Annotated in this window: 26 protein-coding genes and 4 tRNA genes; 23 read left to right on the plus strand and 7 right to left on the minus strand. The window is 70.4% G+C overall.

All coding sequences use genetic code 11. The annotated features are described in order from the left end of the window. Window positions 1-81 precede the first annotated feature (81 nt). Window positions 82-531 carry a SufE family protein gene (locus LXM50_RS04345; protein ID WP_233310039.1) on the minus strand — a complete coding sequence of 150 codons (450 nt, stop codon included), beginning with the start codon at window positions 529-531 and terminating at the stop codon, window positions 82-84. A gap of 19 nt (window positions 532-550) precedes the next feature. Further along, the gene (locus LXM50_RS04350) at window positions 551-1,444 is read right to left on the minus strand and encodes a sulfurtransferase (RefSeq protein ID WP_233310040.1); all 894 of its coding nucleotides are present in this window, start codon (window positions 1,442-1,444) and stop codon (window positions 551-553) included. A gap of 178 nt (window positions 1,445-1,622) precedes the next feature. Between LXM50_RS04350 and zapE the strand changes: the two genes are divergently transcribed. From zapE to LXM50_RS04365, 3 genes are all read left to right on the plus strand, one after another. After that, the gene (gene zapE / locus LXM50_RS04355) at window positions 1,623-2,675 is read left to right on the plus strand and encodes a cell division protein ZapE (protein WP_233310041.1); all 1,053 of its coding nucleotides are present in this window, start codon (window positions 1,623-1,625) and stop codon (window positions 2,673-2,675) included. A 131-nt stretch (window positions 2,676-2,806) separates the two neighbouring features. After that, the gene (locus LXM50_RS04360) at window positions 2,807-4,042 is read left to right on the plus strand and encodes an ammonium transporter (protein WP_233310042.1); all 1,236 of its coding nucleotides are present in this window, start codon (window positions 2,807-2,809) and stop codon (window positions 4,040-4,042) included. 41 nt (window positions 4,043-4,083) lie between these two features. After that, entirely contained in the window at window positions 4,084-4,659 is a 576-nt protein-coding gene (locus LXM50_RS04365) for a type II toxin-antitoxin system PemK/MazF family toxin (protein WP_374107799.1), read from the plus strand. A 19-nt stretch (window positions 4,660-4,678) separates the two neighbouring features. Here the strand turns inward: LXM50_RS04365 and LXM50_RS04370 are convergent, their stop codons facing one another. Together LXM50_RS04370 and LXM50_RS04375 are read right to left on the minus strand one after the other, a co-directional pair. Continuing rightward, window positions 4,679-5,080, minus strand: a complete 402-nt coding sequence (locus LXM50_RS04370) for a hypothetical protein (protein ID WP_233310043.1) — start codon at window positions 5,078-5,080, stop codon at window positions 4,679-4,681. Window positions 5,081-5,084: 4 nt separating this feature from the next. After that, on the minus strand, window positions 5,085-5,828 hold the full coding sequence (locus LXM50_RS04375) for a CDP-alcohol phosphatidyltransferase family protein (protein ID WP_233310044.1): 744 nt from the start codon (window positions 5,826-5,828) through the stop codon (window positions 5,085-5,087). A 29-nt stretch (window positions 5,829-5,857) separates the two neighbouring features. Between LXM50_RS04375 and LXM50_RS04380 the strand changes: the two genes are divergently transcribed. From LXM50_RS04380 to LXM50_RS04420, 9 genes are read left to right on the plus strand one after another with little or no spacing between them, the layout of a single operon-like run. Further along, window positions 5,858-6,880: a zinc-binding alcohol dehydrogenase gene (locus tag LXM50_RS04380; protein WP_233310045.1), complete on the plus strand. Its 1,023-nt coding sequence runs from the start codon at window positions 5,858-5,860 to the stop codon at window positions 6,878-6,880. Continuing rightward, entirely contained in the window at window positions 6,877-7,272 is a 396-nt protein-coding gene (locus tag LXM50_RS04385; protein ID WP_233310046.1) for a 6-carboxytetrahydropterin synthase, read from the plus strand. Before LXM50_RS04380 ends, LXM50_RS04385 begins: the two co-directional genes overlap by 4 nt. Next, window positions 7,269-8,291, plus strand: coding sequence for a glycosyltransferase family 4 protein (locus LXM50_RS04390; protein ID WP_233310047.1), 1,023 nt, complete (start codon window positions 7,269-7,271; stop codon window positions 8,289-8,291). The genes LXM50_RS04385 and LXM50_RS04390 overlap by 4 nt, the downstream gene beginning before the upstream one ends. Next, complete coding sequence (locus tag LXM50_RS04395; RefSeq protein ID WP_233310048.1) at window positions 8,288-9,103, plus strand: SAM-dependent methyltransferase; 816 nt, start codon at window positions 8,288-8,290, stop codon at window positions 9,101-9,103. The genes LXM50_RS04390 and LXM50_RS04395 overlap by 4 nt, the downstream gene beginning before the upstream one ends. Next, window positions 9,091-10,056 (plus strand): lysylphosphatidylglycerol synthase transmembrane domain-containing protein, encoded by a 966-nt coding sequence (locus LXM50_RS04400; RefSeq protein WP_233310049.1) that lies wholly within the window; start codon window positions 9,091-9,093, stop codon window positions 10,054-10,056. Before LXM50_RS04395 ends, LXM50_RS04400 begins: the two co-directional genes overlap by 13 nt. Continuing rightward, window positions 10,053-10,805, plus strand: coding sequence for a RibD family protein (locus tag LXM50_RS04405; protein ID WP_233310050.1), 753 nt, complete (start codon window positions 10,053-10,055; stop codon window positions 10,803-10,805). Before LXM50_RS04400 ends, LXM50_RS04405 begins: the two co-directional genes overlap by 4 nt. Next, the gene (locus tag LXM50_RS04410; protein ID WP_233310051.1) at window positions 10,802-12,475 is read left to right on the plus strand and encodes a CDP-alcohol phosphatidyltransferase; all 1,674 of its coding nucleotides are present in this window, start codon (window positions 10,802-10,804) and stop codon (window positions 12,473-12,475) included. Before LXM50_RS04405 ends, LXM50_RS04410 begins: the two co-directional genes overlap by 4 nt. 45 nt (window positions 12,476-12,520) lie before the next feature. Beyond that, window positions 12,521-14,659 carry a phosphate acetyltransferase gene (gene pta, locus LXM50_RS04415; protein WP_233310052.1) on the plus strand — a complete coding sequence of 713 codons (2,139 nt, stop codon included), beginning with the start codon at window positions 12,521-12,523 and terminating at the stop codon, window positions 14,657-14,659. Continuing rightward, on the plus strand, window positions 14,656-15,846 hold the full coding sequence (locus tag LXM50_RS04420) for an acetate/propionate family kinase (RefSeq protein WP_233310053.1): 1,191 nt from the start codon (window positions 14,656-14,658) through the stop codon (window positions 15,844-15,846). Before pta ends, LXM50_RS04420 begins: the two co-directional genes overlap by 4 nt. Before the next feature lie 79 nt (window positions 15,847-15,925). On the opposite strand, the gene LXM50_RS04425 is transcribed toward LXM50_RS04420, so the two are convergent. Then, the gene (locus tag LXM50_RS04425) at window positions 15,926-17,926 is read right to left on the minus strand and encodes an ATP-dependent helicase (RefSeq protein WP_233310054.1); all 2,001 of its coding nucleotides are present in this window, start codon (window positions 17,924-17,926) and stop codon (window positions 15,926-15,928) included. Between the two features lie 139 nt (window positions 17,927-18,065). Here LXM50_RS04425 and LXM50_RS04430 point away from each other — a divergent pair. From LXM50_RS04430 to LXM50_RS04460, 7 genes are all read left to right on the plus strand, one after another. After that, window positions 18,066-18,141 (plus strand) — tRNA-Val (locus LXM50_RS04430). Window positions 18,142-18,300: 159 nt separating this feature from the next. Beyond that, window positions 18,301-18,774 (plus strand): SRPBCC domain-containing protein, encoded by a 474-nt coding sequence (locus tag LXM50_RS04435; protein WP_233310055.1) that lies wholly within the window; start codon window positions 18,301-18,303, stop codon window positions 18,772-18,774. Beyond that, complete coding sequence (locus LXM50_RS04440; protein ID WP_233310056.1) at window positions 18,771-19,085, plus strand: helix-turn-helix transcriptional regulator; 315 nt, start codon at window positions 18,771-18,773, stop codon at window positions 19,083-19,085. Before LXM50_RS04435 ends, LXM50_RS04440 begins: the two co-directional genes overlap by 4 nt. Before the next feature lie 73 nt (window positions 19,086-19,158). Then, window positions 19,159-19,968 (plus strand): SDR family NAD(P)-dependent oxidoreductase, encoded by an 810-nt coding sequence (locus tag LXM50_RS04445; protein WP_233310057.1) that lies wholly within the window; start codon window positions 19,159-19,161, stop codon window positions 19,966-19,968. A gap of 156 nt (window positions 19,969-20,124) precedes the next feature. Beyond that, window positions 20,125-20,200: transfer RNA gene (locus tag LXM50_RS04450), tRNA-Gly, on the plus strand. A gap of 48 nt (window positions 20,201-20,248) precedes the next feature. Beyond that, window positions 20,249-20,319, plus strand: a tRNA-Cys gene (locus LXM50_RS04455). A 29-nt stretch (window positions 20,320-20,348) separates the two neighbouring features. Further along, window positions 20,349-20,420, plus strand: a tRNA-Val gene (locus LXM50_RS04460). 50 nt (window positions 20,421-20,470) lie between these two features. Here LXM50_RS04460 and LXM50_RS04465 read toward each other — a convergent pair. Then, the gene (locus tag LXM50_RS04465; protein ID WP_233310058.1) at window positions 20,471-20,944 is read right to left on the minus strand and encodes a hypothetical protein; all 474 of its coding nucleotides are present in this window, start codon (window positions 20,942-20,944) and stop codon (window positions 20,471-20,473) included. 103 nt (window positions 20,945-21,047) lie between these two features. On the opposite strand from LXM50_RS04465, the gene LXM50_RS04470 reads away from it, so the two are divergent. The 4 genes from LXM50_RS04470 (at window position 21,048) to LXM50_RS04485 (ending at window position 25,722) form a co-directional block, all read left to right on the plus strand. Continuing rightward, a complete protein-coding gene (locus tag LXM50_RS04470; protein WP_233310059.1) occupies window positions 21,048-21,650 on the plus strand; it encodes a YdcF family protein in 603 nt (200 codons plus the stop codon). 53 nt (window positions 21,651-21,703) lie between these two features. After that, complete coding sequence (locus LXM50_RS04475) at window positions 21,704-22,990, plus strand: low temperature requirement protein A (protein ID WP_233310060.1); 1,287 nt, start codon at window positions 21,704-21,706, stop codon at window positions 22,988-22,990. A gap of 171 nt (window positions 22,991-23,161) precedes the next feature. Further along, window positions 23,162-25,165 (plus strand): threonine--tRNA ligase, encoded by a 2,004-nt coding sequence (gene thrS / locus LXM50_RS04480; protein ID WP_233310092.1) that lies wholly within the window; start codon window positions 23,162-23,164, stop codon window positions 25,163-25,165. After that, window positions 25,162-25,722: an HIT domain-containing protein gene (locus LXM50_RS04485; RefSeq protein WP_233310061.1), complete on the plus strand. Its 561-nt coding sequence runs from the start codon at window positions 25,162-25,164 to the stop codon at window positions 25,720-25,722. The genes thrS and LXM50_RS04485 overlap by 4 nt, the downstream gene beginning before the upstream one ends. Before the next feature lie 6 nt (window positions 25,723-25,728). Here the strand turns inward: LXM50_RS04485 and pdxY are convergent, their stop codons facing one another. After that, on the minus strand, window positions 25,729-26,583 hold the full coding sequence (gene pdxY / locus LXM50_RS04490) for a pyridoxal kinase PdxY (protein ID WP_233310062.1): 855 nt from the start codon (window positions 26,581-26,583) through the stop codon (window positions 25,729-25,731). Between the last annotated feature and the right edge of the window lie 25 nt (window positions 26,584-26,608).

Consider the following 26,608-nt stretch of genomic DNA (forward strand, 5'->3'; position numbering starts at 1 on the left):
CCTGCTGCGCTCGCTCGGAAACCGGGCTGTGTCGGTTCCCGAGCGCGGGGCGCTGCGACGAGATGAACGAAGCCGTGCGGATCAGGCGGCCGCGAGGCGCGCGCGCACCTGGCGCTTGGCGCGCATCAGCATCCCGGTCATGCCGGAGATGCGCAACGGCGAGACCACGCGGGTGAGGCCGATCGACTGCGGGAAGTCGTCCGGGATCGCCAGCACGGCCTCCGGGCTGAGACCGGCGATGCCCTGCGCCAGGATGCTCGCGAAGCCGCGCGTGGTCGGCGCCTCCGCGGGCGCGGTTGCGTGCATCGTCACGGCGCCGTCCGCCAGCTCCAGGTAGATGTAGACGGGCGACTGGCACTCGGCCACGCGCTCGGTCATCTCCGGGTGCGCGGCGACCTCATCGGAGACCGCGGGCAGCTCGTTCGAGAACTCGAGCAGGAGCTGCAGCCGGTCCGCCTCGGGGAGTTCCAGGAACGCGTCCCGGATCTCTGCGAGCGCATCGGGGAGGGCGAAGTCGGCGGTGTCAGTCATCACCGCCATCCTCCCACGCTCAGAGCGATCCGGGCTCCTCGCCGGTGACGATCGGGACCCGCACGGCGCTGCCCCATTCGGTCCAGGATCCGTCGTAGTTGCGGACGTTCTCGAACCCGAGCAGGTGCTTCAGCACGAACCAGGTGTGGGCGGAGCGCTCGCCGATCCGGCAGTACGCCACCACGTCGTCGCCGGCCTCTAGCCCCGCCCCGTCGAGATAGATGGCCTCGAGTTCGGCGCGGGGCTTGAAACCGCCGTCCTCGGCGACGGCCTTGGCCCACGGCACGTTCTGCGCGGTGGGGATGTGGCCGGCGCGCAGCGCGCCCTCCTCGGGGTAGGCGGGCGCGGACGTGCGGGAGCCGTTGTACTCCTCCGGCGAGCGCACGTCGATGAGCGGGTTGCCGAGGTGCGCCAGCACGTCGTCCTTGTAGGCGCGCAGCACGGAGTCGTCGCGCTCGACGATCGGGTACTCGGTTGCGGCGCGTCCGGGGAGATCCGTGGTGATCTCGCGGCCCTCGGAGATCCAGCGGTCACGGCCGCCGTCGAGCAGCCGCACGTCCTCGTGGCCGAACAGCGAGAACACCCAGAGCGCGTAGGCGGCCCACCAGTTGTTCTTGTCGCCGTAGATGACGACGGTGTCGTCGCGGGAGATGCCCTTGCGGCTCAGCAGCGCGGCGAACCCGGCGCCGTCGACGTAGTCGCGCACGACCGGGTCGTTCAGCTCGGTGTGCCAGTCGACCTTCACCGCACCGGGGATGTGCCCCGTCTCGTACAGCAGCACATCCTCGTCGGACTCCACGACGACCAGACCGGGTTCACCGAGGCGTGCGGCCAGCCATTCGGTGGTGACGAGCCGGCCGGGCTCGGCGTAGTCGGCGAACGTTGCGGACGTGGTGTCGAAGTCGACGGTCACAGGGTGCTCCCTCGGAGACGGTGGTGCGGGGCGACAGAGTCCGTGAACGGTGCGTCGCGCGCGATGACGCGCGGTGAAACCGGTGACGGCGACGGCGTAGGGTTGATCCGTCACCTCGACACTAGAACCCCGTGCGCCCCTGCGCATCCGCAGGGTAAGACTTCGACACAGGATCCGCATGACCGATCAGGCCGCCACCTCCGGCGTCGTCCATCTCATCGACCGCCAGCCGCAGATGACCGGCACCGAACTGCTGACGGGCCTGGTGCCGCCGCCGCAGTTCGACGGGGCGACCTTCGACAGCTACCGGTCGGATCCTGCGTTCCCCTCGCAGGAGGAGGCGAAGCAGCACCTCGTCGCGTTCGCCACGGGGGCGCAGCCGGTCAAGCGCGGCGGTCTGTTCCGTCGCGCACCCAAGCTGCCCGAGACCAAACCCGGCGTCTATCTCGATGGCGGCTTCGGCGTCGGCAAGACCCACCTCCTCGCCTCGATCTACCACGCGATGCCCGCGCGGAGGAAGTACTTCGGGTCCTTCATCGAGTACACCGCGCTCGTCGGCGCACTCGGCTACCGCAACACCGTCGACCTGCTCCGCGGGTCTGACCTGCTCTGCATCGACGAGTTCGAGCTCGACGATCCGGGCGACACCATGGTGATGACGCGCCTGCTCGGCGAGCTCGTGGGCAGCGGAACGAAGCTCGCCGCCACCTCCAACACCCCGCCGAACGCGCTCGGTGAAGGCCGCTTCGCCGCGCAGGACTTCCTCCGCGAGATCCACGCGATGTCGGACAGCTTCGAGACGATCCGCATCGACGGTGTCGACTTCCGCCAGCGCGCGCTGGACGGACACGCCCTGGCCCTGACCGGCGATGAGTACGCCGCGCAGGTCGCCGCGCTGAGCGCCGGGCACCGCGTCTCGGACGACGCGTTCGACGACATCGTCAAGCACCTCGCTCAGGTGCACCCGTCGCGCTACATCCGCCTGATCGCGGGCGTCGAGGCGCTCGGGATCCGCGATGTGCGTCAGCTCACCGACCAGTCGGAGGCGCTGCGCTTCGTGGCGTTCGTCGACCGCGCGTACGACGCGCAGATCCCGATCCTCGCGTCCGGGCGACCGCTGGACGAGGTGTTCAGCGAGGAGATGCTCGGCGGGGGCTACCGCAAGAAGTACCTGCGCGCTATCTCCCGCCTCAACGCGCTCTCGCACGCCGAGCGCCCCGACGGGGCCTGAGCGCGACTCGCGAAACACGCTGTTCACACAGCGGCGGATCCTGTAACACCGCCGCAACATCCGCCTCGCTCTGGCGAAACACGGCGCCGCCACACTGAAACGCACGACGCGATCAGGTGGAGGCGCACAGCATGGAAGCAACAGGGAACATCTCCTGGGGAGTGACGGCGACGGCGCTGGTGCTGCTCATGACGCCGGGCGTGGCGTTCTTCTACGGCGGCCTGGTGAAGGCCAAGAGCGTCATCAGCATGATGATGATGAGCTTCGGCGCCATCGGGCTCGTCGCCGTGCTGTGGATCCTCTACGGCTCCTCGATGGCGAGCGTCTCATCGCCCACCCAGTTCGCGGGCGATCCGTTCGCCGACTTCGGTCTCGCGTCGCTCGCGAGCGGCAAGGGATCCAACATCGCGCTGCTGACCGTCGGCTACGGCGCGACCTTCGCGATCATTACCGTCGCCCTCATCTCCGGAGCGATCGCCGACCGTGCCAAGTTCGGTCCGTGGCTCATCTTCGTCGGGGTGTTCGCGACCGTCGGCTACTTCCCGATCGCCGCATGGGTATGGGGCGGCGGCTGGATCATGCACCTCGGTGCGATGCTGTTCGGCAAGGACAGCGGCATCGAGTTCATCGACTACGCCGGCGGCACGGCGGTGCACATCAACGCCGGTGCCGCGGCGTTCGCGCTCGCGCTCGTGCTGGGCAAGCGGATCGGATTCCAGAAGGGCATCCAGAAGCCGCACAACGTGCCGCTCACGCTCCTCGGCGCAGCGCTCCTGTGGTTCGGGTGGTTCGGCTTCAACGCCGGCGCGCAGTGGACCACGAAGGGCATGGACGGCGTCGGCCTGATCACGATCAACACCTTCGGGGCGGCGGCCGCGGGCATCCTCGGGTGGATCCTGATCGAGCGGATCCGCGGAGGAAAGGCCACCTCGATCGGCGCGGCCAGCGGTGCGGTGGCCGGTCTGGTGGCGATCACGCCGGCCTGCGCCAACCTGACACCGGGATGGGCGCTGCTGCTCGGCGCTCTGACCGGAGCCGTGTGCGCCCTGGCCGTCGAACTGAAGTTCCGCCTCGGTTTCGACGACTCGCTGGACGTGGTCGGTCTGCACCTGGTCGGCGGCTTCATCGGCACGATCTACCTCGGCTTCTTCGCGACCGGGCAGGGCCTGTTCACAGGCGGCGACCTCCGGCTGCTCGTGGTGCAGGTGCTGGCCTCCGGTGGCGTGCTGATCTACTCCTTCGTCGTGGCGCTGATCATCGGCCTCGCCATCGAGAAGACCATCGGATTCCGTGTCACCAGTGAGGACGAGATCGCCGGCGTCGACCTCGTGGTGCACGGCGAGGAGGGCTACGCGCTCACCTCCTGAGGCCCGCGGGGATGCGGGACAGGCGCGGATAGGGTGTCGTTGTGACCACCAATGGCAACGGCATCCTGTCCGCGCTCTTCGCCGTCGTGACGGCGATCGCCAAGGCATTCACGAGCTCCTCGACCCGGGGCGCCGCAGCCCGCGGTCCAGCGGCGCCCGCGGTGGGCACGGCGACCCTGGAACCCACTCCCGGCCACGGGGGCGCCACAGAGACGATCGAACTGGACCCCCGGTCCGTGCGCGGTCTGCGGGTCTCCTACGCGCCCCAGCGCGACGGCGCGCCCGACGCAGGGGAGATCGTCTGGACCTGGGTGCCGTATGCGGAGCGCGACGGCCGCGGCAAGGACCGGCCGGTGCTCGTCATCGCGACCCAGTCCGCCGAAAGGGTCTACGCGGTCAAACTCACGAGCAAGTCGCACGACGGGGATCGCGACTTTCTCTCGCTCGGATCCGGTCCTTGGGATGGACAGGGCCGGGAGAGCTGGGTCGACATCGATCAGCTCTACAGCGTGCACGTCTCGGGCGTGCGGCGCGAGGCCGCCGCACTCGACCGCGGCCGTTTCGAGCGCGTGGCGAGCGTGCTCGAGCGCCGGTTCGGCTGGACGGCGGTCGCCTGAGGGGCGGTCGAGCCCGCGCTCAGCGACGCGCCGGCGAACCACGGCGCAGCACGAGCACGGTCGTCACCGCGAGCACCACGATGCCGATCGACTCCACGACGACCGTCTGCGGCACGAGCGTGAAAGTCCAGACCTCGGTGATCCCGAAGAGCCCGACGGTGAGCGCCAGCAGGAGTGCTCCGAGCGTCGCGATGAGGAACAGCAGCGACAGCACGGTCGCGGCCTGCAGGAGCCTGTCGCGGAGCAGCACCATGCCGACGGCGAGCACGACGGCGGCCACAGCGTTGAGCACGAACATCACGCCGAGGACGCCGCCGACCCCGTCGAAGACGAGGAAGAGGTGTATTCCGCCGGTGGCGAGGAGGACGAGCGCGCTGAGGATCCGCATGACCCGCAGCGCCGCGGTGGTGGTCGACGTCATCGTGCTACCTGCTTCCGTCTCGAGCCGAGGCCTTCTGGGGTGACACGAGGTGCGCGCCCGCGCGGTTCATCCGGACCAGCCAGAACACGTCGCGGCCGAACGACTCGAGCAGGAGCAGGAGCGCGCCGGCCGCCGCGGCGACGCCGATCAAGGGTGGCAGCACCTGCGCCGCGATGACGGCGAGCACGACCCCGCAGGTCGCGGCGACGACCTTGCGCCAATACCGGTAGGGCAGCGTGCGTCCGAGGAACGGCAGCGCCCATGCCGCCGCGACGAAGGCGTACCGCATGAGGCCGATTGCGAGCACCCACCCGCCCACGAACCTCGCGTCGTACACGCTCAGCACGAGAAGCAGGAACGCATCCACCTCCATGTCGAACCGCGCGCCGAGCTCGCTCACACTGCCGGTACGGCGCGCGACGAAGCCGTCCACCCCGTCGAGCGCGAGTGCTACGGCCACGATCGTCACGAGCAGCGCGGAGAGGACGGCGTCCGTGAGCGATGTCACGACGAGGCCCGTCGCGATCCCCACGAGGATCGAGCGGGCGGCCGTGACGGCGTTGGCAGCGCCGAAGCGGATGCTGCCGCGCCGTCGGAGGCCGCGGGAGACCAGCAGCGACGACACGACCAGGTAGCCGAGCGCGGCCGCCCATCCCGCCATCGACAGCGGTTGCGAAGCGCCCAGCACGAGCAGCGTGAGGACTCCTGCAGCCCCCCAGAGCCAGGGCGTGAGCTGAACCTTTCGCATCGGGCCTCCGTGTTACTTTCATGGTAGTCATGGGTGACACGACGCAGCAGGCGGTCGAGGTTCACGCGGATCGCGCAGCGACGGCGACCGTGTGGTGGATGACGGGCCCTGGCCGCGGCGAGTTCCGCAGCGAATCAGCGCAACCCCCCGCGCCGGGCGAGGTCGCGGTGCGCACCCTGTGGACGGGGATCAGCCGGGGCACGGAGTCGCTCGTCGCGCGCGGTGCGGTCCCGACCTCCGAACACGAGCGGATGCGCGCGCCCTTCCAGGCGGGAGCGTTCCCGTTCCCCGTCAAGTACGGCTACCTCAACGTCGGGGTGGTCGAAGAGGGCACGGAGGCGCTGATAGGCCGAACGGTGTTCGCCCTTTTCCCGCACCAGTCGCGGTACGTCGCACCCGCAGAGGCCGTGATGCCGGTGCCCGACAGCGTGCCCGCTCGGCGCGCCGTGCTGGCGGGGGCGGTGGAGACCGCGGTGAACGTGCTCTGGGACGCGGCTCCCGCCATCGGCGACCGCGTGCTCGTCGTCGGCGCGGGGATGATCGGCTGCGCGATCGCGCGCCTGGTCCGAGGCATCCCCGGCGTCGACGTCACCGTGGCCGATGTCGACCAGGGCAAGGCGGACGTCGTCGAGGCGCTCGGCGCGCGGTTCGTCCACGCCGCGGCCCCGCTCGGCGAGGCGGACATCGTGATCGAAGCCAGCGGATCCGCGGCCGGACTTCAGCTCGCGCTGCGGAGTGCACCCACCGACGGCGAGGTCGTCGTGGCGAGCTGGTACGGCGCGGAACCGGTGCCGCTCGAGCTGGGTGCGGACTTCCATTCGCGCCGTCTGCGGATCCGGTCGAGCCAGGTCGGCGCCGTCGCGGCGCTCCGTCGAGGCCGGCGAAGCACACGGGATCGACTGGCGCTCGCGCTCCGTCTTCTGGAGGACCCCGCCTTCGACCTGCTGCTCGGCCCCAGCGTCTCCTGGCGCGGGCTGCCCGACGTGACCGCGAGGCTCGCCGACGGCACCGCGGCCGGGCTCTGCCAGACGATCGATTGGAGCACGCCATGACCTTCGCCGTGACCGTCCGCGACCACCTGATGATCGCCCACAGCCTGCACGGCGAGGTGTTCGGCCCCGCGCAGCGGCTGCACGGCGCGACCTATGTCGTCGATGCCTCGTTCCGCGCCGCGGAACTCGATCCGAACGGCATCGTCGTGGACATCGGGCGGGCCTCGGTCGCGCTTCGCGAGATCGTCGGCGAACTCTCGTATCGAAACCTCGACGACGAGCCCGATCTGAAGGGCGTCAACACCACGACGGAGCGGCTGTGCCAGATCATCGGCGACCGGCTCGCAGAGCGGGTGCGTGACGGCGATCTCGGCGATGCCAGGCTGACCGGCATCGCGGTCACTCTGCACGAGTCGCACATCGCCTGGGCGTCGTACGAGGTGACGATGTGACGGGCCGCGCTGTCGCCTTCCTCGTTCCGGAGGGCATCGACGATCCCGCCCGCGTGAGCGGCGGGAACGTGTACGACCGGCGCGTGCGCGACGGATTGGGCGCCCACGGCTGGCACGTCACGACCGTCGAGACGCGGGACTCTTCGGATGCGGCGGCCGCGCTCCGCGAGGTGCCGCGCGGCGCGACGGTGCTCGTGGACGGGCTCGTCGCCCTCGGCGCACCGGGGGCGCTCGTCGAGGCGACGACCCGGATCCGGGTGGTGGTGCTGGCGCACATGGTCGCGGCGGCCTTTCCGGATGCGACGGCGGAGACCGCCGTGGACGAGTGTCGCGCTCTGAACGCCGCCGATCATGTGATCGTGACGAGCCGGTGGACGGCGGAGGAGCTCCTCCGCCGTGGACTGGCGGCTTCCGATCGGGTGGCGATCGCGCCGCCCGGAGTCGACATGCCGTCGGCGTCGTCCGCGACGGGGAGCAAGGAACCGGCTGGGCTGGACATTCTCTGCGTCGGCGTCGTGGCGCCGCACAAGGGACAGGACGTGCTGCTCGCGGCGCTCGACCAGCTGGAGGGGAGCTGGACGTGCCGGATCGTCGGATCCTGGCGACCGTTCGGCGCCTTCGCCTCGTCGGTGGCCCGCGATGCCCGGCGCTTCTCCGGCAGGGTGCGGCTCACCGGCGTCCTCGACGGAGCGGAGCTCGCTGCCGAGTACCGCCGCAGTGCGCTGCTCGTGGCGCCGTCGCGCGTGGAGAGCTCGGGCATGGCGATCGCCGAGGCCCGCGGGCACGGCGTGCCCGTCCTGGCCGCGGCGGTGGGCGGCATTCCCGACACCGTGGCCGGAGGCGGTGCCATCCTCGTCCCGCCCGATGACCCCGCCGCCCTCGCCGCCGCCCTCGACGGCTGGATGACGGATCCGGCGCTGCGTCTGCGGCTGCGCGCCGAGGCCCGCTCCGCGCGCGCCGGCCTGCCGACCTGGTCCGCGACCGTGGCCGCCGTGTCCCGAGCGCTGGAGCCGTCATGAGCTCCGTCTCGACCGCCACCCCGTCATGGCTCGCGCTGCGGGCCTCCGCGGACGACGCCGCGCGCTCGACGGAGCTCGCCGGCCTGCTCGCGCGTCTGCTCCCGCCCGGACCGGCCGTCCTGCACGACCTCGGGGCCGGCACCGGCGGCATGACGAGGTGGCTCGCGCCGAGGCTGCCCGGACCGCAGGAGTGGGTGCTGCGCGACGGTGATCCGGGGATCCTGGACCACCTCGATCTCGATGCCGTCGCCGATGACGCGGGGCGGCCGATCCGCGTCATCGCGGCCGTCGAGGTCCTCGCGGCGCTCGACGTCCGCGCGTTTGTCGGCGCCGCTGCCGTGACGGCGTCCGCTCTGCTCGACGTCGTCACCCGCGAGGAGGCTGGTCGCGTCGTCGACGCGTGCGTCGCGGCCGGCGTCCCCGCGCTGTTCAGCCTCTCGGTGACCGGAGTTGTGGTGCTTGATCCTCCCGATCCGCTCGACGACGCCATCGGTGACGCCTTCAACGCGCACCAGCGACGGGATTCCGACGGGCGGCGGCTGCTGGGCCCTGATGCCGCCCCGGTGCTGGCGCGGCTGTTCGCCGAGGCCGGGTGGCGCGTGCGAACGAGTTCGACGCCGTGGCATCTCGGTCCCTCGAACGCGCCTCTGGCTGCCGCCTGGCTCGAGGGCTGGATCGACGCTGCGGTCGAGCAGCGTCCCGAGTTCGCGGAGGATGCCGCGGCCTATCTGGCCCGCAGACGAGAGCAACTCGCCGGGGGAGCCCTGCGCGTCACCGTCTCGCACCAGGATGTGCTCGCATGTCCGCGGTGAGCCCCGTATCGGAGGGCATCGCCGAAGGCACGCCCATCGCGGCGGAGCAGCAGCGTGGTCGTCGACCGATCCGCCTCGCCCTCCGTATCGGCGTCGGGATCGCGATCCTCGTCGCGACGGCGCTGGTGGTCGGCCTCGGCCCCTTCCTGCGCGGGATCGCCGCCATCTCGCCGTTTCCTGTACTGGCGGCACTCGTGCTCGCGGTCATCGCGACAGTGGCGGCCGCATGGCGCTGGCGGACGGTAGCGACCGGGTACGGGCTGACGCTGCGCGGGCGGGCGGCGTTCGCCGCCTACTACCGGTCGCAGTTCCTCAACGCAGTGCTGCCGGCCGGCGTTCTCGGCGACGTGCATCGCGCCTGGGCGCACGGACGCGACCAGGGCGGCCTCGGCATCGCAGCGCGCGCCGTGGCCGTCGAGCGGATCCTCGGGCAGACCGTCCAGCTGGTGCTGACGCTCGTCATCCTGCTGCCCCTGGGGCTCGGATCGCCGCTCGCGCCTCTCGTCCGGGGTGCGGGAGCGATCGTGGTCGCGGTGGTCGTCATGACGGCGGCCGCAGCGCTCCTGCCACGTCTGCGGCGGCTCCTGCGGCAGGAGTACGCCCTGCTCCGCCCTGTGCTGGCGCGCCCGGCGGCGTTGATCTCGATCATCGCGTCATCGGTCGTGGTGGTGTCGTCGCACGTCGCGCTCTTCATCGTGGCGTCCCTCGCCGTCGGACTGCCGTTCGGCGGCGGGCTCCTGGCCGTCGGGCTCGTCGTGCTCGCGGCATCGGCGGTTCCGCTCAACGTCGGCGGGTGGGGCCCGAGGGAAGCCGTGGCGGGTGCGGCGTGCGCCTTCGTCGGCCTCGGCGCGTCGGCCGGCGTGGCGGCCTCGGCGGCGTTCGGCGCCCTGGCTCTCATCGGGGTCCTGCCCGGCGCGGTCGTGCTTCTCGTCGAGCGGAGGAGAACGCGATGAGCGAGCGGCCGTACGTGACGCTCAGCTGCGCGATGTCGATCGACGGATACCTCGACGGCGCCTCGCCGCGCCGCCTCGCGATGTCGAACGAGGCCGACTTCGACCGGGTCGACGAGGTGCGCTCCCGCAACGACGCGATCATGGTCGGCGCCTCGACCGTGCGCCGAGACGATCCGCGGCTGCTGGTGCGCGACGCCGGGCGGCGGGCACGACGGCTGTCCTCGGGACGCTCCGCGTCCCCGGCGAAGGTGACGGTGACGGCGTCGGGAGACCTTCCTCCTGACGCGGCGTTCTTCACCGCCGGGGATGTGCCGCGGCTCGTCTACACCCCGTCTGACGGCGCGCCGGGCCTCCGTGCGCGACTCGGCGAGCGGGCCACGGTGGTCGGACTCGGGGCGCAGGTCACCATGGCCGCGCTCCTCGAGGACCTCGGTGAGCGCCGGGCGGTCCGCCGGCTCATGGTCGAGGGCGGCGGCGCCGTGCTCACGCAGTTCCTCCAAGCCGACCTCGTCGACGAGCTGCAGCTCGTGATCGCACCGTTCTTCGTCGGCGAACCGGGCGCGCCGCGCGCCGCGGCGGCTGGTCCCTATCCGTGGACGGCCTCGCGTCGAGCCCGTCTCGCGGACACACGGCAGATCGGCGACGTGGTGCTGCTGCGCTACGCCCTGTCGGACCGCTGCGATGTCCCTTCGGATCGAGGTCGACCCGCCATCGCCGATGGCGCCGAAGTCTCCCCGGAACGACGATGAGCATGCCCCTCCGGCACCGGAGCGCACGCGGATCCGGCCTCTGGCTCTCCCCACGGCGGGGGAGGGGCGCGGCCGGTCTCGTCCTCGCGATCGCGGCGCTCGTCGCCCTCCCGCTCGCCCCGGGCCTGCTGGTCACGGATCGGTCTTCCTTAGGGCTGACGGGCCTCGTCGGCATTCCCGCGGAGTCGCTCCTGATCGTGCTTCTGCTCCTGATCCTGCCCTGGCGGTCCGTGCGCCGCGTCCTCGCAGGGATCTTCGGCGTGTTCGTCACCGCCGCCCTCGCCCTCGCTGCGATCGACCGCGGCTTCCGCGCGACCGTCGGCACTCCGTTCGTCCTCGTAGACGGGCCGCAGCTCGGATCCGCCTATGGCGTGGTCGTCGACGCGGTGGGCGCCTTCCTCGCAGAGCTGCTGCTCGTCGGCCTCGTGTGCGCAATGCTCGCGTGCGCGACGTTGCTGGCCTGGGCTGCGCTGCGCGTCGCCGACGTGGTGCGCAGGCATGCAGCGGGACGGGTCGTGACCGCGGGACTCGCGGTGGTGTGGCTGGTCGCGGGCGTCCTGGCGCAGGCGTCGGCGAGCGTCCCCCTCGCCGCCGCCGCGTCCGTCGGCGCCGTGGGCGCCACGGTGTCCCGCACCGAGCGCGTCCTCGCCGAGCAGGCGGCGGTCGCGAGCGCCATCGCCGTGGATCCGTTCGCTGCGGTGCCGCCCTCTCGACTGCTCACGGGGCTCCGGGGCAAGGACGTCGTGTTCGCGTTCGTGGAGAGCTACGGCCGGGTCGCTCTCGAGGGACCGGGGATCGCCGACGGCGTCACGGATGTGCTCCGCGCGGGGGACGCGTCGCTCACCGCCGAGGGCTACACGGCGCGAAGTGCCTGGCTCACGTCACCGACCTTCGGCGGACTCAGCTGGCTCGCGCACGGCACGCTGCAGACCGGAGTATGGACCCCCACGCAGCCGGCATACGATCAGCTCGTCGCGAGCGATCGGCTCTCGCTGACCCGGGCCTTCGGTGCGGCCGGGTGGCGGACGGTGTCCGACGTGCCCTCGGATACCGAGGCCTGGGCCATCGGGTCGTCCTTCTACCGCTACGACTCGCTGGTCGACGCGACGGGCGTCGGCTACCGCGGCCCTCCCTTCGGCTACGCCCGCATTCCCGACCAGTTCACGCTCAAGCACTTCGCCGACACCGAGCTGACGGGTCCGCATGATCCGGTGATGGCCGAGATCGACCTGGTGTCGTCGCACACCCCGTGGGCGCCGCTGCCGCAGCTCCTGCCCTGGGAGCGGATCGGCGACGGCTCGGCCTACGACCCGCAGCCGGGTCAGAGCGCGACCGCGGGCACGGTCTGGCAGAGCCCGAAGACCGTCCAGCGCTTCTACGGACAGTCGGTGCAGTATTCGCTCGGCTCCCTGCTCTCGTTCCTCGAGAACGTCGACGACCCGAACCTGGTGGTCGTCGTGCTCGGCGACCACCAGCCCGCGGCGATCGTGAGCGGCGCGGACGCGTCGCGTGACGTGCCGATCAGCATCATCGCCCGCGACCCCGCGGTGTTCGCGGCGATCGGCGGCTGGGGGTGGACGCGCGGCCTGCACCCGGGGGAGAACTCTCCGGTCTGGCGCATGGACGCCTTCCGGAATCGTCTTCTCACGGCGTTCAGCGATAGGCCCTGAAGGCGACACGGCGGTGCGGGCGGAGCGGACACGTAGGCTGAAGGCGTGGCGAAGAGCATCCTCATCACGTCCATCGAAGGTCACTCCGGCAAGTCTCTCGTCGCGCTGGGTGTGATCGATGCGCTGAGCAGAGCCACGGCCCGGGTGGGCGTGTTCCGTCCCGTCAGTCGCACGAGCGACGGCGCGGACGACGTGCTGGAGATGCTGCTGAGCCGCACCCAGGTCGGACTCGGCGCGGCCGAGTGCATCGGCGTCGGCTATGACGAGCTGCACGCCGACCCCGATGCGGCCCTCGGGCGGATCCTGCAGCGCTATCGGGCGGTCGAGGCGCAGTGCGATGCCGTCGTGATCCTGGGCAGCGACTACACGGATGTGGCGGCGCCCGCGGAACTCGGGGTCAACGCCCGGATCGCGGCGAACCTGGGCGCACCCGTGCTCCTGGTGCTGGGAGGACGGGACACGGCCGGCCACGGCGAACGGCTGGGCGCCACCGAGGCGCGCACCCCTGCGCAGCTGGGACAGCTTGCGAAGCTCGGCATGGCCGAACTGGCACAGGAGCGCGCGGTGCTGTCCGCGATCGTCGTCAATCGCGCCGATCCCGCCCAGCAGGAGGAGATCGTCGCGACGATCTCGGCGGTGCGGGGCGAGCGGTCCACGGACGCCGCCGAGGAGGTCCCGGTCTGGGTGATCCCCGAGGACCGCTCGCTCGTCGCCCCCTCCGTACGCGGCGTGCGAACAGCGCTCGAGGGGCGGATGGTGCGGGGTGACGAGGAGCTCCTCGACCGAGAAGTGCTCGACGTGGTGATCGCGGGCATGTCGATGGTGAACGTGCTGCCACGGCTGATCGAGTCGTCCGTGGTCGTGGTGCCCGCCGACCGCGAAGAGGTGCTGCTGGCGACGCTGCTGGCGCAGGCCGCCGGCACCTTCCCGTCGATCGCGGCGATCGTGCTGAACGGGCCGTTCGCGCTGCCTGAGCCGATCGAACGCCTCCTCGACGGGCTGGGACCGAGGGTGCCCATCATCGCGACCGATCACGGCACCTACGACACGACCGTGCGCATCATGAACGCGCCGGGCCGCCTCTCCGTGGACGCCCCGCACCGGGTCGGCCGTGCTCTGGCGCTGTTCGAGCAGAACGTCGACGTCCCGGCCCTGATCGCTCAGCTGGGCGTGGCGCGCTCCGATGTGGTGACGCCGCTGATGTTCCAGTACGAGCTGTTCGACCGGGCGCGCACCGAGCGCCGCACGATCGTGCTCCCGGAGGGCGGAGACGACCGCGTGCTGCGCGCCGCAGGTGCCGTCCTCGCCGGCGGGATCGCGGACCTCGTGATCCTCGGCGAGGAGGCCTCGGTGCGCGCGCGAGCCATCCAGCTCGGCGTCGACCTGGACGCGGCACGCATCGTGTCGCCTGCGGATCCCGAGCTCGTGCCGCGGTTCGCCGAGGAGTACGCACGACTGCGCGCGCACAAGGGCGTCACCGTCGCCCAGGCCGCCGACACCGTGACCGACGTCTCCTACTTCGGCACGCTCATGGTGCACCTCGGGCTCGCCGACGGCATGGTCTCCGGCGCGGCGCACACCACCGCCCACACGATCCGCCCGGCGTTCGAGATCATCAAGACCCGGCCCGGGGTCTCCGTGGTGTCGTCGGTCTTCCTGATGGCTCTCGCAGACCGCGTCCTGGTGTACGGCGACTGCGCCGTGATCCCCGACCCCACCAGCGAGCAGCTCGCCGATATCGCGATCTCCTCCGCGGCGACCGCAACGGCGTTCGGCATCGACCCCCGCGTCGCGATGCTCTCGTACTCGACCGGCGATTCCGGGTCCGGTGCCGAGGTCGAGAAGGTGCGCACGGCGACCGAGCTGGTGCGCGAGCGGGCGCCGGAGCTCCCCGTGGAAGGGCCGATCCAGTACGACGCGGCCGCCGACGCAGCGGTCGCCCGTGCGAAGCTCCCCGGTTCCTCGGTCGCCGGGCGGGCCACGGTGTTCGTGTTCCCCGACCTCAACACCGGCAACAACACCTACAAGGCCGTGCAGCGCTCGGCCGGCGCCGTTGCGATGGGACCGGTCCTGCAGGGGCTCAACAAGCCGATCAACGATCTGTCGCGCGGCGCGCTCGTCGAGGACATCGTCAACACGATCGCGATCACCGCGATCCAGGCGCAGCAGGGGAGCGCATCGTGAGCATCGTCCTGGTCATCAACAGCGGATCCTCGTCCTTCAAGTACCAGCTCATCGATGTCGCCGACGGCGTCTCGCTGGCCTCGGGGCTCGTCGAGCGCATCGGGCAGCAGGAGGGGCGGGCGGTGCATGTCGACGCCCAGGGTCACGAGACGGAGCGGATCCTGCCGATCCCCGATCACACGGCCGGCTTCCAGGTGATGCTGGACGCGTTCGACGCGCTCGGGCCTTCGCTCGAGGAGTTCCCGCCCGCGGCGCTCGGGCACAGGGTCGTGCACGGAGGTGCGCGCTTCTTCGAGCCGACGCTGATCACCCCGCTCGTCGAGATCAACATCGATGAGCTCTCGGCACTCGCCCCGCTGCACAACCCGGGTGCGCTCCAGGGCATCCGCGCGGCGAAGGCCGCATTCCCGGACGTGCCGCACGTCGCGGTGTTCGACACGGCGTTCCATCAGACCCTCGCGCCCGCGGCGTACACCTACGCGATCGATCGTGAGCTCGCCGAGGCGCACCGGATCCGCCGGTACGGCTTCCACGGGACCTCGCACAAGTACGTGTCCGAGGCGGCGGCCGCGTTCGTCGGCGGCGAGCGGGACGATCTGCGCCAGCTCGTGTTCCACCTCGGCAACGGTGCCTCGGTGACCGCGGTGCGCGGAGGACGTTCCGTGGAGACGTCGATGGGCATGACACCCCTGGAAGGGCTCGTGATGGGCACGCGCTCCGGCGACATTGACCCCGCTGTGCTGTTCACGCTGGCCCGTCGAGCCGACATGACGATCCACGATCTCGATGAGCTGCTGAACGCCCGCAGCGGACTCAAGGGGCTCGCAGGCGTATCGGACATGCGCGATGTCCTCGCCCGCGCGGCCGCGGGAGACGAGGACGCCGCGCTCGCGTTCGAGGTCTACATCCACCGGCTGCGCGCGTACGCCGGAGCCTATATCGCCCAGCTCGGCGGTGTGGACGTGATCTCGTTCACCGCGGGGGTGGGCGAGAACAACTCTCTGGTGCGCCGGGAGGCGATGGCGACGCTCGGGTTCGCCGGCGTCGAGATCGACCCGGCGCGGAACGACGCATCCGGTTCGGGGATCCGCGTCATCTCGACGGATGCATCCCGGGTGACGGTGCTCGTGGTGCCGACCGACGAGGAGCTCGAGATCGCACGGCAGACGGAGCAGATCCTGCCCTGAGCCGGGCGGGGCCAACCGCACCCCGCAGGGACTCGCGCGCGGTCTCGACCACGAACGCTCCAGAGGCGCACGATGCGCCTCACGCGAACAGGGCGTCGAGCTCTCCCAGGCTCACCCGAGGCCCCGGGGATGCCGATGTCGTGCCCGGCTCCGGTGCCCTCGAATCGATGACCGTCATGAGCGAGAGCGCCGTACTCGTCAAGAACCTGCTCGGCTTGGCCTGGACGTGCCGTGCGGTGAACGCCGTCGGGTGCGTCGGGAGAGTGGCGGGGGCGTACACGCTCAGCGCATCGCGTGCACGCGTGAGCCCGACGTAGAACAGCCGTCGCTCCTCCTCGAGACCGGCATGCGAGGTGAGGGCCATGTCCGACGGCATGGCGCCGTCCGTCGCGCGCAGCAGGTGGACGTGCGACCACTCCAGCCCCTTGGCCGAGTGGATCGTGGACAGCGTCACCCAGTCCTCGTCGAGGTGCGGTTGCGCGGCCCAGTCACCGGCGCGCGTGACCGGATCGATGGCCTGATCGCCCACGAACGCGCGGAGGTCGTTCTGGCGGGACGCGGCCTCCGCGATCTCCTGCACATCCGAGGCACGTCGTTGCCAGTCGGGATAGTGCTGCGCCAGCAATCCCGAGACGGCATCGTGGCAGGCCTCGACCAGGTCGGCCACGGGCGAGTCCGCATCGACGACGCCGAGGAGCGAGAGCGTCGTCGCGAGCCCGACGCGGGCCGTGGGAGGGGCCGCGGCGATCGCCTCCGCCCCGCCGCCGATTCCCTGATCCGCGAGGATGCCGGCGAGCCGGCGCGCGCTGACCTTGCCGAGACCGCGGTGCCGGGTGAGCAGGCGGTACCACGCGATCTCGTCGCCCGGATTGAGGACGACACGGAACGCCGCGAGCAGGTCGCGGACGTGGGCGGTCTCGAGATAGCCGATGCCGCCGAACTTAACGAACGGGATGTCGCGGACCTTGAGCTCGACCTCGAGCATCGCGCTGTGCGAACCGGTGCGCATCAGCACCGCCTGCTCCCGCAGCGGAACGCCGTCGGCGTGGACGGCCAGGATCCGATCGGCGACGGCGCGGGCCTCGTCGTCGGCGTTCTCGCATCGCACGAGTTCCGGACGGGTCGCCGTTCCCGTTCGATCCGCGACGAGCTTGATCGGGAAGTCCTCTGGACGGGCGGCGTTCGCCAGATCGAGGATCGGCTGCGTCGAGCGGAAGTTGCGCTCGAGGCGGATGAGCTCGGCGTCGGGATGCCGATCGAGCACCTCCTGGAGCTGGCCGGCCCCGGCGCCGCGGAAGCCGTAGATCGCCTGCGCGTCATCGCCCACGACGGTCAGGCCGTGCCCGTCGGGAGCCAGCGCCTGCACGACGTCGGCCTGTACCCGGTTCACGTCCTGATACTCGTCGACGAGCACCCAGTCCCAGCGGGCGCGCAGTCTGGCTCCCACGTGCGGGTCGCGCGCGAGAGCGCGCCACGCCACCAGGAGATCATCGAGATCGAGAAGGCCGCGGGCGCGCTTTCGCTGCGCATAGGCGCGGAGCAGCCCCATGATCTCGTCGGCGTGCCCGAGCGCCCAGGGGAACTGCTCGGAGATCACCTCGCGTCCCGGTTTCTCCAGACTCACGGCCCGGGAGGCGATGTCGGCCATCGCCCGGCTCGTGGGCATTCGCCGGTCGGTGCCGTCCAGGCCGTGCTCGCTGCGCAGCAGATCGATCAGGTCGACGACGTCATCGGGGGCCAGCACCGAGACGTCCGCCAAGCCCAGATGCTGCGAGTACTCCGCGACGACGCGGTGCGCCACCGCGTGGAATGTGCCTCCGGCGATGCGCTGGGCCAGCGCGGTGTCTCCCACCATCGCGGCGGCGCGAGCGGTCATCGCGGCGGCCGCGCGCCGGGTGAACGTGAGCAGCAGGATCCGCTCCGGAGGCACGCCGGTGTCGATCAGTCGCGCCACCCTGCTGGTGAGCACGCGCGTCTTCCCGGTCCCCGCGCCGGTGGCGACGACGAGCGGCCCTTCGCCGTGCTCGACGGCGCGCCGCTGCATCTCGTCCAGCTCTTCGATCACATCTGCGCTGCTCACAGGGCCGACGGTATCTCCGCCCTCGGACATCGGCGACAGCAGCTGCGCGCCACGCCCGGCCGACCGGCGCTGTCCTTGTGTGCTCGTCGGATCCGGTATGCTCTTTACCTGTGCCTCCGGGCACGTGAAAACTACAGATGGGCGATTGGCGCAGTTGGTAGCGCGCTTCCTTCACACGGAAGAGGTCGTCGGTTCGAGTCCGGCATCGCCCACCACGGAACGCCCCTGGGAGAACCCAGGGGCGTTCGCCGTTTCCGCGTCGCTCCGCGCTCTGGGCCCGGCGGTCTCGATGGGGCGATCCTCGGCGCTCGTGTAACCTCTGGGTTGCAGGAAGGTTCTCGCCGGCCATCCCGCGCGACACAGGAGGCATGCCCATGACGAGCACGACGCGCAACGAGGCATCGGTCGCGGACGACGAGTCCTACACGGTCACGCGCAGCATCTCGATCGCCGCCCCTGCGGAGAAGGTGTGGCGCGCGATCACAGAACCGGAGCATCTGTCGCGCTGGTTCGGGCTCACCGTGCTGGATGCGGCAGGCGCCGGAACGATGACCTTCGACGGACACGGCGCCGTCCCGATCCGCGTCGAGTCCGTCGATGCGCCGCGGTCGGTGTCGTACCGGTGGAGCAACGACAACGCCCTCGATCGACTGCCGGTCGAGCTCGATGAGGAGAACTCGACCGTGTTCCGCTTCACCCTCGAGCCGGAGGGGGAGGGCACCCGGCTCACGGTCGTCGAGTCGGGCTTCGAGAGGACCTCGGATCCGCTGTCGAACCTCGACAGTCATCGCCGCGGGTGGGATGCAGAGCTCGACAAGCTCATCGCCCTGTTCGGGGGTCTCGTATGACCTCGACCCTTGTCCCGGTCTTCGCTGCGCTGGGGGATGAGACGCGGTGGAGCATTCTCAGCGCCCTCGGCGACGGCGATGCCTCCGCGTCGGCTCTCGCCGAGCGGTTCCCGGTGTCTCGGCAGGCCATCGCCAAGCACCTGACTGTGCTCGCGGAAGTCGGCCTGGTCGAGCCCGTCCGGGCGGGGCGTGAGGTGCGCTACCACGTCGTCGGTGCGGAGCTCAGCGCGACCGCGCGCCGGCTCGATGCGATCGGGCGCCAGTGGGAGAGCCGGCTGACGACGATCAAGGAGATCGCCGAGGGGCTCTAGCCGCCGATACCTGCAATTCAACAGTTGCAGAACTCATCCCTGTTGTGCAACTCTAGGGTTGCACACAACTGAGATGGGAGGCGGCACAATGCTGCTCGAGAACAAGGTCGCCGTGATTCACGGCGGTGGCGGGTCGATCGGCGCGGCGGCGGCGCGAGTGTTCGCCCGGGAAGGGGCGAGGCTCTTCCTGGCCGGGCGATCGCCGAATCGACTCGAGGCTGCGGCATCGGCGGCCAGGGCCGAGGGGGCGGAGGTGTCCGTCGCCGTCGTCGACGCGATGGACCAGAATGCCGTCGATCGACACGCCGATGACGTCGGTGCGGAGGCCGGGCGCATCGACATCGCGCTCAACGCGGTCGGCTTCGACCACGTGCAGGGGCTCGCCATCGGCGATACGTCCCTCGAGGACTATCTGCACCCCGTCGTCGGCTACCTGCAGACGAACTTCGTGACGGCCAAAGCGGCGTCCCGCCACATGATCTCGCAGGGGAGTGGCGTCATCCTGACGATCTCCACGCCGGGCGCCCGCCTGACGGGGCGCGGACTGATCGGCAACGCGGCGCAGTCCGCGGGACTCGAGGGCTTCTCGCGCGCTCTGGCGGGCGAGCTCGGACCCGCGGGCGTGCGGGTCGTGTGCGTGCGCCCGCATGCCATCTCCGATGCGATGGAGACGTCCTACACCCGGGAGATGTTCGGCCGCATCGCGGCGGCCGGGGGCGTTCCGATGGGGGATTGGGTCGGCGGGCTCGCCGGCACGACGCTGCTCGGCCGCCTGCCACTGCTGGATGAGGTGGCGGAGTATCTTGCGTTCGCCGGCTCCGACCGCGCGTCCTCGATGACGGGTGCGATCGCGAATCTGTCGGCAGGGGCGCTCGTCGACTGAGCCGAGGTCGGGACAGGCCGATCCCGGAGGGCGCCCGGTTGCCGTCGCCCCTCCGGGATCCCGGCGGACACGCCCGAGAACGGGGCCCGGTTTGGCGAAGCCCCAAACCTCGGCTAATGTATTTCAAGTGCCCGGGACACCGGGGAAACACAAAACGCGGATGTAGCGCAGTTGGTAGCGCACAACCTTGCCAAGGTTGGGGTCGCGAGTTCGAGTCTCGTCATCCGCTCCAGTGCAGGAGCCCCTTCGGGGGCTTCGGCATGTGGGTTCGAATCCACATGGTGGCGTGGCCGAGAGGCTAGGCACCGGCCTGCAAAGCCGTTTACACGGGTTCGAATCCCGTCGCCACCTCGCTCTTCTCAACTGAATAGCCTGAACAGGCGCGATTGGCGCAGCGGTAGCGCGCTTCCCTGACACGGAAGAGGTCACTGGTTCGATCCCAGTATCGCGCACTCAAGAAAACCCCCGGTCTGCCGGGGGTTTTTGCATTCCCTCGGGGATCTCATCCGGTGATCGCGCCGATGATCACTCGCGTGGCGAGCACCACCACGGCGACGCCCACGACCAGGTCGGTCCAGGTCGCGACCGCCTCCTGCGCGTTCTTGCCCTTCTTCGGCAGGTGCATGAGGCCGGCGATGAGAAGGAAGACGCCGCCGGCGAGCGCGGCGGGCAGCACCCACCCGGGGACAAGCGCGAGCAGCCCTGCCAGGCCCATCGCCGTGTTCGCGGCACCGAGCTCGCGCGTGAGCTGCTGCTCCTGCACGCTCGGCGCGGTCGAACCGAGGATCTGGGCTGTCTGCCCCTTACCCGACATCTGCGCGATTCCGGCGGCGAGAAGGCGCGTACCCACTCCCCAGAACGCCCACCACTTGCCGAACACCAGAATCGGATCCCCGCCGACCACGATCAGTTCGACGAGCCCGCTGACGAGCGGCAGGACGACGGTCTGGCCGATCACGATGATGAAGTAGGTCATGGCGAGCTCCGATGCTCTGCGGACGCGCGGACACTGCGGACCTCATCGTGCCAGCCGACAGGGCGCCGCACCAGAGGCCGACGCCGCGACCTAGTCTGGGCGCATGCGGAAGTCCCTTCTCCTGATGCTGTCGGTCGGCCCGGCCGCGGCGGGGATGGCGTTCCTGCTGTGGGGCGAGGCGGTCTCGGCATGCGCGAGCATGCGAGGCCTCGAGAGGGGGCGGCCCGGTGGGCAGCGCGCCGTTCTCGTGCTGGGATACGGCAACCGAGGATCGCGGGCCAACGCCGTCAACCGCTATCGGGTGCGCGCGGGCCTGCGCACCCTGCGGAGCGCCCACGATGCCCTGATCTTCTCCGGCGGGGCGGTGCGGGGTCCGGAGCCGGAGGCGCGGATCCTGGCCCGGTACGCGGCCGCGAGGGGATATCGCGGGCGGATGCTCCTGGAGACCGAGAGCCGCTCGACCGAGGAGAACATCCGCAACTCGATCGTCCTGCTCGAAGACGCGGGGGAGATCGCCGTCGTCTCGAACGCGCTGCACGCCGAGCGGGCGCGGGAGCTGCTGCGCGCCGCGCGACCCGACCTGGCCGCCCGCCTCGTGCGCGCCGACGACTACCGCTTCGGGGAGATCCCGGTGATCAAGGCGATCGCGGCCGCGCTCGCGCTCGTCGAGCGCCGTCGGAGTCGGACGAGGACGGGCTCGCGCTAGGTTGGACGCTGCCCGTTCCGAGTGCGGGCACCACGGGCTTGGGGAGAGAGAGCATGACGAACGCGGTCGAACGGTACCGGCACGGCCTGAGCCCGATGCGCGGGCGCGCGCAGCACCAGGAGCACCGCGCCGCCACCCCGCTCGAAGCGCTGTACGACCTGGTCTTCGCAGCAGCCTTCGGCGTCGCGGGTGCGCAGCTCGCGGACGGCGTCGCGGCCGGCCACGGCGCCGCGGCGGTCGGCGCCTTCGCCTTCGCGGTCGCGGCGATCATCTGGGCCTGGATCAACTTCTCCTGGTTCGCCTCAGCGTTCGACACGGACGATTGGCTGTTCCGGATCTTCACCATGGTGCAGATGGCCGGCGTGATCGTGCTCGCGATCGGGCTGCCCGCCATGTTCGCATCGCTCGAGGATCACGGCGCCTTCGACAATCGGGTCATGGTGTCCGGTTACATCGTGATGAGGGTGGGGCTGCTCGCGCAATGGCTGCGCGCATCGCGCGATCCGGCCTACCGCCGACACGCGCTCACCTATGTGCTGTTCGTCGCCGTCGCGCAGATCGGCTGGATCATCGTGGCGTGGGCTCCGCTGCCCCTCGGCGCTGCCTTCGCGGCCGCGGCGGCGTGCTGGCTGATCGAGCTGGGCGGTCCGATCGTGGCCGAGCGCAAAGGCGAGGGCGAACGCCGGGGAACCCCCTGGCACGCGCACCACATCGCGGAACGGTACTCGCTGCTGACGATCATCGCGCTGGGCGAGACGGTGATCGGAACCCTCGCCGCCGCACAGGAGGTCTCGCACGAGCAGGGGTGGTCCGGGGACGCCGTGGTCGTGATCGGCGCGGGCGTGGGCTTGACCTTCGCGCTGTGGTGGTCGTACACGATGATGCCGTCGGGCCCGATCCTCGCCGTGCACCGCAAGCGGTCCTTCGTGTGGGGCTACGGGCACGCCTTCATCTTCGCGAGCGTCGCCGCGGTCGGCGCCGGACTGCACACCATCGGGTTCGCGTACCGGCATGAGGATCCGCTTGCGACGCCGGTCGTCATCCTGATGATCGCGATCCCGGTGATCGTCTTCATGGTGTCGATCTCGCTGCTGCACTCCTATCTGGTGCACTCCGTCATGAAGGGGCTCCCGCTGCACGCGATCGCGATGGTGCTGCCGCTGCTCGGAATCGTGCTGGCCTTCGTCGGGCTTCCGCTGTGGGCCTGCCTGCTCGTGGTGCTGGCCGGTCCCGTCTTCGTCGTGGTCGCCTACGAGGCCGGCGGGTGGAGGTTCGCCCAGCGGCACCTGGACGAGGCGCTGGGCCGCACGATGAGCGAGGCGCCGCACGCGTCGGCGTAGGATTCTCCTATGGACTTCGCCCGGCTGACGCACGCGACCGTGATCGCGGTCACCGGCACGCGAACTCTCAGGGCCTGAGCGGGCAGGGCGCCGACGCGCCCGAAGCTGAGCCGAGACCATCGCCAAACTGGAGAACTTCCTTTGTCTGAGAACCCCGCGTCCGCCCCTGAAATGCCGTCCTATCCGTGCGACGGCTTCGCGCTCTACGGCGCGAACGGACCCTTCAGCGACCGCTCCGTCGTCGCCATGCTCGTCAACGGGCAGCAGAAGGACCTCGCCGCCCTCGTGAACGAGGACGACGATGTCCAGCCCATCACGATCGAGAGCCCCGAGGGCCTCGCGATCCTGCGCCACTCCACGGCGCATGTGCTCGCCCAGGCGGTGCAGCGCATCAAGCCGCAGGCGAACCTCGGGATCGGCCCGCCCATCACCGACGGCTTCTACTACGACTTCGGGGTCGACACGCCCTTCACTCCGGAGGACGTCAAGGCGATCTCCAAGGAGATGCAGCGGATCCAGCGCGAGGGCCAGCGCTTCGTGCGTCGGGCCGTGAGCGACGACGAGGCTCGTGCCGAGCTCGCCGACGAGCCGTTCAAGCTCGAGCTCATCGGGCTGAAGGGCCCGGGTGCCGACAAGACGGAGGGCGCCTCCGTCGAGGTCGGCGAGGGCGAGCTCACCATCTACGACAACGTGGCCAAGGACGGCGAGGTGGTCTGGAAGGACCTCTGTCGCGGCCCGCACCTGCCGAACACTCGAATGATCGGCAACGGCTGGGACCTCACCCGGATCGCGGCGGCGTACTGGCGCGGATCCGAGAAGAACCCGCAGCTGCAGCGCATCTACGGCACCGCCTGGCCGACCAAGGACGAGCTGCGCGCGTACCAGCAGCGCCTCGAGGAGGCCGCCAAGCGCGACCACCGCCGCCTCGGCAAGGAACTCGACCTGTTCTCCTTCCCCGATGAGATCGGATCCGGCCTGTCAGTCTGGCACCCTCGCGGCGGCATCATCCGCGGCGAGATGGAGCAGCACGCGCGCAGGCGGCACATCGAGGGCGGGTACAACTACGTGTACACGCCGCACATCTCCAAGGAGGACCTGTTCCTCACCTCCAACCACCTCGTCACCTACCGTGACGGCATGTTCCCGCCGATCCGGATGGACGAGGAGCGCGACGAGGACGGGCACATCACGAAGCAGGGCCAGGACTACTACCTGAAGCCGATGAACTGCCCGATGCACATCCTGATCTACAAGGAGCGGGCACGCAGCTACCGGGATCTGCCGCTGCGCTTCGCCGAGAACGGCACCGTGTACCGGAACGAGATGTCGGGCGCCCTGCACGGCCTCACCCGTGTGCGCGGCTTCACCCAGGACGACTCGCACCTGTTCGTCACGCCGGAACAGCTGGAGACCGAGGTCACCAAGGTCCTCGAGTTCATCCTGTCGATGCTGCGCGACTTCGGGCTCAGCGACTTCGAGCTCGAGCTGTCGATGCGCGACGACGAGAAGGACAAGTGGATCGGATCCGACGAGTTCTGGGAGTACTCGACGAATGCGCTGCGCAACGTCGCCCTGGCCTCCGGACTGAAGCTCACCGAGGTGCCCGGCGAGGCGGCCTTCTACGGTCCGAAGATCGACCTGAAGACCACCGACGCGATCGGCCGCGTGTGGCAGCTCTCCACGGTGCAGGTCGACCCGAACCTGCCGGAGCGGTTCGGGCTCGAGTTCACCGACAAGGACGGGCAGAAGAAGCGCCCGATCATGATCCACCGGGCGCTGTTCGGCTCGATCGAGCGCTTCTTCGCGATCCTGCTCGAGCACTACGCGGGCGACTTCCCGCTGTGGCTCTCGCCGGTGCAGGTCGTGGGGATCCCGGTCGCGGAGGCGTTCGCCGACTACCTCGACGATGCCGTCGCCGCCCTGCGCGCGGCAGGTGTGCGCGCCGAGGTCGACCATTCGGACGAGCGCATGCAGAAGAAGATCCGCAACCACACGACGGGCAAGGTTCCGCTGATCCTCATCGCGGGGGAGCAGGATCGCGCCGCGGGCACGGTGTCGTTCCGGTTCCGCGACGGCACCCAGGAGAACGGCGTTCCGCTCGCCGAGGCCGTCGACAGGGTGCGACGTGCGATCGAGGACCACGCGCTGATCCAGACCGCGGGCGACCTGGCATGAGTGACGTCGGGGACGCGGGCGTCGGGGCGCGGCTGGAAGACGCCGCGCACCTCGCCGGCGTCCCCGACGAGTTCCAGCGCCTCTGGGTGCCGCACCGGATGACGTACATCCAGGCGGGCCCGGAGCCGCTGCGCGAGGAGTGCCCGTTCTGCGAGGCGCCCAAGCATCCGGACGAGGAGCGGCTCATCGTCGCCCGCGGGCGCACCGCCTACGTGCTGCTCAACCTGTTCCCGTACAACTCGGGCCATCTGCTCGTCTGCCCGTACCGCCACATCGCGACGTACGACGAGGCGACCGCGGAGGAGGTCGCCGAGATCGGCGAGCTCACGCAGATCGCCATGCGGGTGCTGAAGGCGACCTCACGCTGCGACGGGTTCAATATCGGCATGAACCAGGGCGCCGTCGCCGGTGCCGGCGTCGACGCGCATCTGCATCAGCACGTGGTGCCGCGCTGGAACAGCGACGCCAACTTCTTCCCGATCATCGCGAAGACCAAGGCGCTGCCACAGCTTCTCGGCGACGTGCGCAACACTGTCGCCGCTGCCTGGCCCGCCTGATCGTCGTCAGCGCACCCGGCGGGCTTCGAACTGGAGCGGAGGGTTCGCGTAGAACTCCTGCGCCGGGACGAGCTGCAGCTCTCGCGCGCCCGACTCGAGCGTGAGACGGAGGAGTTCGTACACGCTGGACACCGTGCGCTCGAGCGCGACCTTCGCGTCTCCGGTCTCCACATAGTGCGCGGTGAACAGCGCAGCGGTGACATCACCGGATCCGTTCGCCTTCATCGGCAGGTGCGGCGTGGCCACGAGCCAGGCGCCCTTGTCGTCCACGGCGAGCATCTCGATCGTGCCCTCCTCGCGATCGGGGCGCTCGACGCTCGTGACGAGCACGGTGTTCGGCCCCATGGCGCGCGCCTTGTCGACCGAGGCCAGGGTGGATTCGAGGGTGTCGGGCTCGGTCTCCGTGAGGAAGCCCAGCTCGAACTGGTTCGGGGTGATGATGTCGGCGACAGGGACGACCTTGTCGCGCAGCAGCACCGGGATCGCGGGGGCGACGAAACACCCCGACTTCGCGTTGCCCATCACCGGATCGCAGGCGTAGACGGCGTTCGGGTTGGCGGACTTCACGCGCGCCACGGCGTCGATGATCACGTCGCCGATGCCCTCGCCGCCCTGGTAGCCGCTCAGAACGGCGTCGACCTCGCCGAGGACACCGCGCTCCTCGATGCCGGTGATGACCTCGCGCACGTCGTCGGGCGCGATCAACGGTCCGCGCCAGGCGCCGTAGCCGGTGTGGTTGGAGAAGTTCACCGTGTAGACGGGGAGCACCTCGACTCCGATGCGCTGCAGCGGGAACACCGCCGCGGAGTTGCCGACATGGCCGTACGCGACGGCGGACTGGATCGAGAGCACGGTGAGCATCCTCCGATCCTCTCACCTGCCGCGG

It is taken from the genome of Microbacterium sp. Au-Mic1 (assembly GCF_021341785.1).
Lineage (GTDB): Bacteria > Actinomycetota > Actinomycetes > Actinomycetales > Microbacteriaceae > Microbacterium.

Excerpts from the sequence above, each read along its gene's own strand:
- LXM50_RS04395 (WP_233310048.1), top strand. The coding sequence starts at position 8,288 with ATGAGCTCCGTCTCGACCGCCACCCCGTCATGGCTCGCGCTGCGGGCC.
- LXM50_RS04440 (WP_233310056.1), top strand. The coding sequence starts at position 18,771 with ATGACCTCGACCCTTGTCCCGGTCTTCGCTGCGCTGGGGGATGAGACG.
- pdxY (WP_233310062.1), bottom strand. The coding sequence starts at position 26,583 with ATGCTCACCGTGCTCTCGATCCAGTCCGCCGTCGCGTACGGCCATGTC.
- LXM50_RS04445 (WP_233310057.1), top strand. The coding sequence starts at position 19,159 with ATGGGAGGCGGCACAATGCTGCTCGAGAACAAGGTCGCCGTGATTCAC.
- LXM50_RS04475 (WP_233310060.1), top strand. The coding sequence starts at position 21,704 with ATGACGAACGCGGTCGAACGGTACCGGCACGGCCTGAGCCCGATGCGC.
- LXM50_RS04400 (WP_233310049.1), top strand. The coding sequence starts at position 9,091 with ATGTCCGCGGTGAGCCCCGTATCGGAGGGCATCGCCGAAGGCACGCCC.
- LXM50_RS04435 (WP_233310055.1), top strand. The coding sequence starts at position 18,301 with ATGACGAGCACGACGCGCAACGAGGCATCGGTCGCGGACGACGAGTCC.
- LXM50_RS04410 (WP_233310051.1), top strand. The coding sequence starts at position 10,802 with ATGAGCATGCCCCTCCGGCACCGGAGCGCACGCGGATCCGGCCTCTGG.
- LXM50_RS04385 (WP_233310046.1), top strand. The coding sequence starts at position 6,877 with ATGACCTTCGCCGTGACCGTCCGCGACCACCTGATGATCGCCCACAGC.
- LXM50_RS04405 (WP_233310050.1), top strand. The coding sequence starts at position 10,053 with ATGAGCGAGCGGCCGTACGTGACGCTCAGCTGCGCGATGTCGATCGAC.
- LXM50_RS04470 (WP_233310059.1), top strand. The coding sequence starts at position 21,048 with ATGCGGAAGTCCCTTCTCCTGATGCTGTCGGTCGGCCCGGCCGCGGCG.
- thrS (WP_233310092.1), top strand. The coding sequence starts at position 23,162 with ATGCCGTCCTATCCGTGCGACGGCTTCGCGCTCTACGGCGCGAACGGA.
- LXM50_RS04380 (WP_233310045.1), top strand. The coding sequence starts at position 5,858 with ATGGGTGACACGACGCAGCAGGCGGTCGAGGTTCACGCGGATCGCGCA.
- LXM50_RS04345 (WP_233310039.1), bottom strand. The coding sequence starts at position 531 with ATGACTGACACCGCCGACTTCGCCCTCCCCGATGCGCTCGCAGAGATC.
- zapE (WP_233310041.1), top strand. The coding sequence starts at position 1,623 with ATGACCGATCAGGCCGCCACCTCCGGCGTCGTCCATCTCATCGACCGC.
- LXM50_RS04360 (WP_233310042.1), top strand. The coding sequence starts at position 2,807 with ATGGAAGCAACAGGGAACATCTCCTGGGGAGTGACGGCGACGGCGCTG.
- LXM50_RS04485 (WP_233310061.1), top strand. The coding sequence starts at position 25,162 with ATGAGTGACGTCGGGGACGCGGGCGTCGGGGCGCGGCTGGAAGACGCC.
- LXM50_RS04370 (WP_233310043.1), bottom strand. The coding sequence starts at position 5,080 with ATGACGTCGACCACCACCGCGGCGCTGCGGGTCATGCGGATCCTCAGC.
- LXM50_RS04375 (WP_233310044.1), bottom strand. The coding sequence starts at position 5,828 with ATGCGAAAGGTTCAGCTCACGCCCTGGCTCTGGGGGGCTGCAGGAGTC.
- LXM50_RS04465 (WP_233310058.1), bottom strand. The coding sequence starts at position 20,944 with ATGACCTACTTCATCATCGTGATCGGCCAGACCGTCGTCCTGCCGCTC.